This window comes from Oscillibacter sp. CAG:155 (assembly GCA_000436875.1).
Classification (GTDB): domain Bacteria; phylum Bacillota; class Clostridia; order Oscillospirales; family Oscillospiraceae; genus Oscillibacter.
Genome location: FR890913.1, coordinates 1 through 7,550, shown reverse-complemented (window position 1 = coordinate 7,550; position 7,550 = coordinate 1). Strand labels below are relative to the sequence as shown.

Genomic DNA, 7,550 nt, shown 5'->3' with positions numbered 1-7,550 from the left:
TGATACCATGCCTCGCCGCTGGAAGCATTGGTGTTGACATCATCCATGCGGGCCAGAACCACCCACAACATAGCGCGGGTCATGGTGCCCTCAGGATTGAAGGTCGTCTCGCTGGTGCCTGCGAACAGGCCCTCATCGACCACATACTCGATGGCGTCGTGAGCCCAGTGGGAATCAGGGACATCAGTGAAGCGGTTATCAGCGGCCTGCGCCGGAAGGGTAAACAGGCTGACGGCCAAGATCACCGCCAGCGCCAGGGACAGTTTTCTTCTCATCATACTGATTTTACCTCTTTCTATTTGAATTTTGGTTTTTGATTTCTTGTCCTGCGGCTACTATAAATCTCTCTTTCCTTTTCTTCAAGTAGATTATAGCATTGATTGCGAGGTAAAATCAATGGACTATTAGTTTTAACTTAATAATATTGCTGTTTAACTTAATTTATATTGGTTCAAAATGATGATACCATTTTCTTATTAAACTAGGATGTGGTATCTGTGAAAACTGAATTCCCGGATCGCTACCGGCGGCTCGGAATCAAAATCGCATATTATCGTAAGCTGGCGGGACTGACACAGGCAGAGCTTGCGGAACGGATTGATAAGTCTACAGCATTTCTGGGCCAGGTAGAGGCCCCGGGGATCGTGTGCGGGATCAGTTTGGAGACATTATTTAAGATTGCGCGTGAACTCGATATTCCGCCAGAAAAATTGTTGGAAAACAGTGACTAAAATCAAACCACCCCCATGACTCAAAATTCTGAGTCATGGGGGTGATTAATTGTTGTAATGCTTAAATGCGAACACGGAGCCCCACAAGGTCGTGGGTATCTACACCAATCAAATACCAGTTCGTGGATTTCTCAATTCTCGTCGGATACCAGCGGCTTTTGAGCCAAATATCCAAAGGCTGTCCACAATGCAGTCCACCGTAAAATTCATCCAGGCCGAAACGCACATCCATTCGATCCTGTTTTGGATCATGAACTAACACACCTTGCCTCATTTTCATTCTCCTTTATCTACCGCTCATAAATAATTTCGCAAAATGCTCTTTGTCGCAGTGGCAATATCATAGATGATCTGTTTTTGCACTGTAGTACACTCATCCAGGAGATCAGAAATTTCTGCACCATAAGTATGCTGATCTGATCCCGGTTGCCCTAACAGCAAGCTGTCTAATGCCACCCCCAGACTTTCCGCAATCTTTGCCAGTGTATCCAGGCTGGCGGTTTTGACACCGCGCTCGATATGGCTGATGTACGGAGGCGACACGTCGGCTCTCTCGGCCAACTCGGCCTGGGTAAGACCGCGCTCATGCCGGATTCGCTGAATGCGGCGGCCCAACTGGTTGTAATCAATCATGACCTTCCCTCCTCTGATCCAGCTCTGTGATAGCCTGGGACGGCCATTGAGGCCGTCCGTTACAGAACTCGCACTGTTTAGAGCCGCATACCGGCTCCAGCCAGACATCGCATAATGGACAGTAATAGGCGTCATGTCGCAGACAGAACTTGGACCTACGGCCACACTGGGGACAGATGTAAGGTGGCCGATCGAAGCATCTGCAACGCAAAAGAGGCTCATGATAATCCATCGTAGAACTCCTCTCGGCAGGGCGGCGCTCTGGTTGAGCGCCGCCCAAGTTGTCTCACACGGCTTTTTCTTTCGCGGTTAAATACTGATGTATTTTGTCGGCCAACTTGCTCCGGCATGGAGGCAAAGGTTGACGAATGCCGCGATCAAGTACGCATCGGCTCCCGACTAGAATAACTCGCTTTTTGGCGCGAGAAATGGCGGTGTAAACCATATTGTTGCTCCAACTGAAAATGTGTTCTTTGCACAGTGGAATAATTACGTAGTCATATTCGCTCCCTTGCGCCTTATGGATGGTTAACGCATAGGCCAGATTCAAAAAGCTATGTTCCAACTCACTGATTGGGTAACATACGGTTTCATCGTCTCCAAAATCAAAGCGAATTTGGACGGTGATGCTGCTGTCACCCACAATACCGACGATGGTTCCGATATCGCCATTGCGGGCAACTCCGTTATTTTGGCATTGAATCACTCGATCACCAATACGGTATACAGTTTCATCCACCATGACCTCCAATTTTTGAGGTGTGTGCGGATTTAGGTGAGACTGCACCAGCTTGTTGAGGCGTGCCGCGCTGCATACTCCACCAGCAGACCCAACCGGCGTTAAAATCTGTACTTGATTCCCGTACTGTGCACGTAACGACAGATATAACGATAACGCCAACTGCTCCGTGTCGTGCGAACTTTCAGATTCAATGAGCGCAAAATGATCCTGGTCGTAGGTGAGGCTGGTGTATCTGTTTCTGATTTGATATACATTATCGGCAAGGATGCTTTCCGGCCCTTGCCGGAAATTATCTGTTAGCACATACACAAGCAAACCAGAGGCAATTAAGTCTTTGAGCACCTGGCCCGGCCCAACTGCGGGAAGCTGATCTGGATCGCCGACTAACACAACTTGAGTATCCGATTTCGTGTTGCCGAGAAGTTCAGCCAATAACGGGATCGACAGCATGGACGCCTCATCAACTACGATAAGGTCTGCTTGGATACTCTCCTCATTATGCCTTTGTGCGTACAGGATGGAATGCACAGTGGATGCAGGACGTCCCGTCTGTTCAAACAACCTTCGGGCGGCCTTGCCAGTCGGAGCCATCAGATAGATGCTGGTGTCCTTGCCCTGGGAAGCCTCAAAGGCATCACAGAGGGCACGAAGAACAGTCGTCTTCCCAGTACCGGGGCCGCCGGTAATGATTGCCATGCGGCTGCTCAATGCTCCAACAATCGCGTCCTGTTGAGACTGAGACAAGAAAAATCCCAGTTGCGATTCGACCGTACTTACAGCGTGTTCTGCATCAATGAGTCTGGATGGGGTATTGCATCTGATTACCTTAGCGATCATCCTGGCCAGCCGATCCTCGTCATAGCGCGTGTCCGTGATAGCATATTCATTGCCGATATGAACAAGATTTCCAGACTGACTTAGATTAGCCAGGATCAAGCTGATTTCGTCCGAAGTGATTTCCGGGAATTGTCCCTGGACACGGGCAATAATGCCTGCGCGGGTTTGGTATACATCTCCGTTTTTTTCGTGCTCTTCGATGATTGACAACACTTTTTCTTCCATATCTTTCATGTCTGAAACCTCCGTTAGTTTTAAATTTTTAAATATATGTAAAAAGGCAGTGATTCTATAAATTAGAATCACTGCCTTGAATCTTAAAAATATGATCTTGGGTTTAAACAAATACTTCCTCAATCTCTGATTATAGTATGCCATTTATTTTCTCTCATGTCAAAAATGCTCCTTTTACTGGGGAGTCACCTAAGTGCTTAGGTGCTTTTTATTATTGCAACAGATGACTTCCCCCTCTCTGAAGCAAGCGTCGAATTGAAAAAACAAAAAATCCGACACCCACAAAATTGTGAGTGTCGGACTTTTGTTACCCTATCATGCGCTTTGTCTGTGGCGTAAGTCTGGCGTAAATCCGCTTTTCTTAACGTTGAAACCCAGTCGTTTCAAGGGCTTTGGGCATTTATCAATACATGCCGCCCATGTCGGGAGCACCAGCGGGAGCCGGCGCGGGGGGCTCGGGCTTGTCGGCCACCAGGGACTCGGTGGTCAGAACCATAGCGGAGACAGAAGCGGCGTTCTCCAAAGCGGAGCGGGTCACCTTGGCGGGGTCGATGATGCCGTTGGCGACCATGTCGCAGTACTCTTCCTTATAGGCATCGAAGCCGTAGCCGTTCTTGCCGGAGTTGCGGACCTTCTCCAGGATCACGGAGCCGTCCAGGCCGGCGTTGGCAGCGATCTGACGGATAGGAGCCTCCAGGGCCTTGGCGATGATCTGGACACCGGTCTTCTCGTCGCCCTCAACGGTGTTCAGCAGAGCCTCCACAGCGGGGATGACGTTGACAAAGATGGTGCCGCCGCCGGCCACAACGCCCTCTTCCACAGCGGCGCGGGTGGCGTTCAGGGCATCCTCGATGCGCAGCTTCTTCTCCTTCATCTCGGTCTCGGTAGCAGCACCGACCTTGATGACAGCCACGCCGCCGGCCAGCTTGGCCAGACGCTCCTGCAGCTTCTCCTTGTCGTACTCACTGGTGGTGTTGGCGATCTGAGAACGGATCTGGGCAACACGGTCCTTGATGGCGGCGGAGTCACCGGCGCCGTCAACGATGGTGGTGTTCTCCTTGGTGACCTTCACCTGACGGGCACGGCCCAGCATGTCGATGGTGGCGTTCTTCAGCTCCAGGCCAACCTCTTCGCTGATGACGGTGCCGCCGGTCAGGGTGGCGATATCCTGCAGCATCTCCTTGCGGCGATCACCGAAGCCGGGGGCCTTCACGGCCACCACGCTCAGGGTGCCGCGCAGACGGTTGACGATCAGGGTGGACAGGGCCTCGCCCTCCACGTCCTCGGCAATGATCAGCAGCTTCTTGCCGGCCTGCACCAGCTGCTGCAGAATGTCCAGAATGTCGTTGATGACGGAGATCTTCTTGTCGGTGATCAGGATATAGGGATCGTCCAGATCGGCCTCCATCTTCTCGGTATCGGTCACCATGTAGGGGGTGATATAGCCGCGGTCGAACTGCATGCCTTCCACGACCTCGCTGTAAGTCTCAGCGGTCTTGGACTCCTCGATGGTGATGACACCGTCAGCGCTGACCTTTTCCATAGCCTCGGCAATCAGTTTGCCGATGGTCTCGTCACCGCTGGACACAGCGCCGACACGGGCGATGTCCTTGGAGCCGTCCACGGTCTTGGCCTGCTTCTTGACCTCGGCCACAGCGGCATCCACAGCCTTGGCCATGCCCTTGCGCATCACGATGGGGTTGGCACCGGCAGCCAGGTTCTTCAGACCCTCGTGGACCATGGCCTGAGCCAGCAGGGTAGCGGTGGTGGTGCCGTCGCCGGCCACATCGTTGGTCTTGGTGGAGACTTCCTTCACCAGCTGAGCGCCCATGTTCTCAAAGGGATCATCAAGTTCGATCTCCTTGGCGATGGTCACGCCGTCGTTGGTGATGAGGGGAGCGCCGTACTTCTTGTCCAGAACCACGTTCCGGCCCTTGGGGCCCAGAGTGACCTTGACAGTATCGGCCAGGGTGTTGACGCCGGTTTCCAGAGCCTTACGGGCTTCTTCGCCGCGCTTAATGAGCTTAGACATAATAATCGAACCTCCAATTCAGAAGATGAGTTTACGTTGCAGAGTGGCCCCGAAAGGGGCCCGGGGAAAACCTGAGGGGTTTACTCCACGATGGCCAGGATGTCGCTCTGGCGAACCACCAGATACTCCACATCCTCCAAGGTCACCTTGGTGCCGGCATACTGGCTGGTGATGACCTTGTCGCCGGGCTTGACGGTCATAACAACGTCCTTGCCGTCTACGTTGCCGCCGGGGCCAACAGAGATGACTTCCGCCACAGAGGGCTTTTCCTTAGCACTGCCGGTGAGGATGATGCCGCCTTTGACGGTCTCCTCCGGCTCAGCGGTCTTCAAAATGACGCGATCAGCAAGCGGGGTGAGTTTCATTGAGAATTCCTCCTTATGAAAAACATAAAATTGAAAAAACAAATTCAGCGTTAGCACTCATATCTCTCGAGTGCTAACGCTGATATATTAGCGCAATGATTTCCATTTGTAAAGGGGTTCAGGAAGAAAATCTGTGAAGAATTTGTAAATCGTGAAGAAAGGTCAAACCGGATTGGCTCTGCCGGCGTGCCTGCGGGGAGACCCAGGGACAGGGACGGCGGTGGCGTTGGGGCTGCACCCCTTGGGGCCGAAGAAGTTCAGCCGCTTTTCGGAAAGACGCATAGTCACTTTCCGAGAGGAGAAGCACTCCCCGTCCAGGCAGGTAATGAAGGGCGTGTCCGCCTGAATCCGAACCTCCCGGGGCGTTTCCACCCGGATGAGTCCGGCGGGGAGGCGGCGGTACTGCCCAGCGGAATAGGCACCGAAGAGCCGGGCGAAGGTGACGCGGCCCACGGCCCGGACCAGCACGGTGTGGAGCACGCCATCGTCCATCCGGGCCTCCGGCACCGGACAGGACCCGCCGCCGTAGTAGCGGCCGGTGCACATGGAGAACAGCGCAAAGTGCCCTTCTTCCTCAAGCGCAAAGTCCCCTTCTTCCTCCGCACCGTCCAGGCTGACCCGCCAGTGCTGCCCGATGCCCCGGAACAGGAAATTCACCGCCACAGAAGCAAGGTAGCTGCCCCGGCCCTGGAGCAGCGGCAGATGGGAGAAGCGGCGGACGCTGTCAGCTACCCGGGCGTCGATGCCGTTGCAGGCGATGGTGAGACACAGCCGGCCATTGCAGTCGATAAGATCCAGAGGAAAGGCAGGGCCGTCCCAGAGATTTTCCGCGTCCTGGAACCGGGCGGCGTCGGCGCCGAAATTGCGCAGCAGGTCGTTGCCGGTGCCGGCGGGGATGCAGGTCATGGACGCGTTGGAAAACCCGGCGATGCCGCAGGCCGCCTCGTGGACCGTGCCGTCTCCGCCGCAGACATACAGCCGCAGCGGCTCTCCGGTTTCTGCCAGGCGGCGGGGTTCCGCCGGGGGGGGGGCCCGCCGCCTCGGCGCTGCCGGGACCGTCGGTGCGCAGGAGCGCACAGTTCAGGCCGTGGCGTCGGTGCAGGGTTTCTGCCATGGCGGCGAAACGGGCGGTCTGGTCCTGCCGCCCGGCGGCAGGATTGACGAGAAAGACGTGGCGCATGGAGCACCTCCCTTGATCGCGGGCCGGATGCCCGGCGGAAAGGACGGATTAGGGATACATGAAGAGGTCACATTTGAGCATGCCGTTGTAGAGCTTGCGCTTTTTCCCGGCGGGGCGGCCGAAGCACCGCTCAAACTCCGTGTGAGAGGAGAGCACCAGAATCCGCCATTTGGGGGGCATCTTGGCCATGGCGGCGCCAAAGACGCGGTAGAGCTCCTCCGCCTCTTTTTTCTCCAGCAGCCGCTCGCCGTAGGGCGGGTTGGTCACCAGTTGGCCGTATTCGCTGTCCCGGTGGAACTGGCCGGCGTCGGCCACTTCAAAGCGGATACAGTCCTCCACGCCCGCGAGAGATGCGTTGTGTTTAGCCAGCTCCACCGCGGCAGGGTCGATGTCGCCGCCCCAGATGTCGTAGGTGCCGTGGAACTCCTTGTCCATCGCCTCGTCGGCGGCGTCCATCCACAGCTTGGCGTCCATGTTTTTCCACCGCTGGGCGGAAAAGCTCCGGTCCAGGCCCGGTGCCCGGTTCTTCGCGATGAGGGCCGCCTCGATGGGGATGGTGCCGCTGCCGCAGAAGGGATCGCAGAAGGGGTCCTTCCCCCGGTAGCGGGAGAGGGTGACCAGCGCCGCTGCCAGGGTCTCCTTCAGGGGGGCGCCCATGTTCCGGGCCCGGTAGCCCCGCTTGTAGAGCCCCTCGCCGGAGGTGTCCAGATAGAGCGTGGCCTGGTCCTTGACGATGGCGAACTGGATCTGGTAGCGGGAGCCGGTCTCCGGCAGCGTCTCGCAGCCGTAGGCATTG

At 55.5% G+C, this 7,550-nt stretch carries 9 protein-coding genes; 1 reads left to right on the top strand and 8 read right to left on the bottom strand.

Translation table 11 applies throughout. The annotated features are described in order from the left end of the window. Nucleotides 1-278: S-layer homology domain-containing protein (locus tag QZL67_RS06240; RefSeq protein WP_292919994.1), on the bottom strand; the 278-nt coding region annotated here is incomplete at its 3' end. A gap of 219 nt (nt 279-497) precedes the next feature. On the opposite strand from QZL67_RS06240, the gene QZL67_RS06235 reads away from it, so the two are divergent. After that, complete coding sequence (locus QZL67_RS06235; RefSeq protein WP_022289888.1) at nt 498-731, top strand: helix-turn-helix domain-containing protein; 234 nt, start codon at nt 498-500, stop codon at nt 729-731. A 61-nt stretch (nt 732-792) separates the two neighbouring features. On the opposite strand, the gene QZL67_RS06230 is transcribed toward QZL67_RS06235, so the two are convergent. The 7 genes from QZL67_RS06230 to QZL67_RS06200 all read right to left on the bottom strand — a co-directional run. Further along, nucleotides 793-1,005: a DUF5348 domain-containing protein gene (locus QZL67_RS06230; protein WP_022289887.1), complete on the bottom strand. Its 213-nt coding sequence runs from the start codon at nt 1,003-1,005 to the stop codon at nt 793-795. A 23-nt stretch (nt 1,006-1,028) separates the two neighbouring features. After that, nucleotides 1,029-1,364: a helix-turn-helix domain-containing protein gene (locus QZL67_RS06225; RefSeq protein WP_022289886.1), complete on the bottom strand. Its 336-nt coding sequence runs from the start codon at nt 1,362-1,364 to the stop codon at nt 1,029-1,031. Between the two features lie 286 nt (nt 1,365-1,650). Then, nucleotides 1,651-3,177, bottom strand: a complete 1,527-nt coding sequence (locus QZL67_RS06220; protein ID WP_022289885.1) for an ATP-dependent RecD-like DNA helicase — start codon at nt 3,175-3,177, stop codon at nt 1,651-1,653. Nucleotides 3,178-3,580: 403 nt separating this feature from the next. Further along, the gene (groL, locus tag QZL67_RS06215; RefSeq protein ID WP_022289884.1) at nt 3,581-5,209 is read right to left on the bottom strand and encodes a chaperonin GroEL; all 1,629 of its coding nucleotides are present in this window, start codon (nt 5,207-5,209) and stop codon (nt 3,581-3,583) included. A gap of 80 nt (nt 5,210-5,289) precedes the next feature. After that, nucleotides 5,290-5,574 (bottom strand): co-chaperone GroES, encoded by a 285-nt coding sequence (gene groES, locus QZL67_RS06210; protein WP_022289883.1) that lies wholly within the window; start codon nt 5,572-5,574, stop codon nt 5,290-5,292. 162 nt (nt 5,575-5,736) lie between these two features. Next, a complete protein-coding gene (locus QZL67_RS06205) occupies nt 5,737-6,651 on the bottom strand; it encodes a diacylglycerol kinase family protein (protein ID WP_022289882.1) in 915 nt (304 codons plus the stop codon). A gap of 151 nt (nt 6,652-6,802) precedes the next feature. Then, a partial coding sequence (locus tag QZL67_RS06200) for a class I SAM-dependent RNA methyltransferase (RefSeq protein ID WP_292919992.1) occupies nt 6,803-7,550 on the bottom strand: 748 nt, incomplete at its 5' end.

Bases quoted from the DNA above. Each gene is read 5' to 3' on its own strand.
- QZL67_RS06220 (WP_022289885.1), bottom strand. From the start codon at position 3,177: ATGAAAGATATGGAAGAAAAAGTGTTGTCAATCATCGAAGAGCACGAA.
- groL (WP_022289884.1), bottom strand. From the start codon at position 5,209: ATGTCTAAGCTCATTAAGCGCGGCGAAGAAGCCCGTAAGGCTCTGGAA.
- QZL67_RS06230 (WP_022289887.1), bottom strand. From the start codon at position 1,005: ATGAGGCAAGGTGTGTTAGTTCATGATCCAAAACAGGATCGAATGGAT.
- QZL67_RS06225 (WP_022289886.1), bottom strand. From the start codon at position 1,364: ATGATTGATTACAACCAGTTGGGCCGCCGCATTCAGCGAATCCGGCAT.
- groES (WP_022289883.1), bottom strand. From the start codon at position 5,574: ATGAAACTCACCCCGCTTGCTGATCGCGTCATTTTGAAGACCGCTGAG.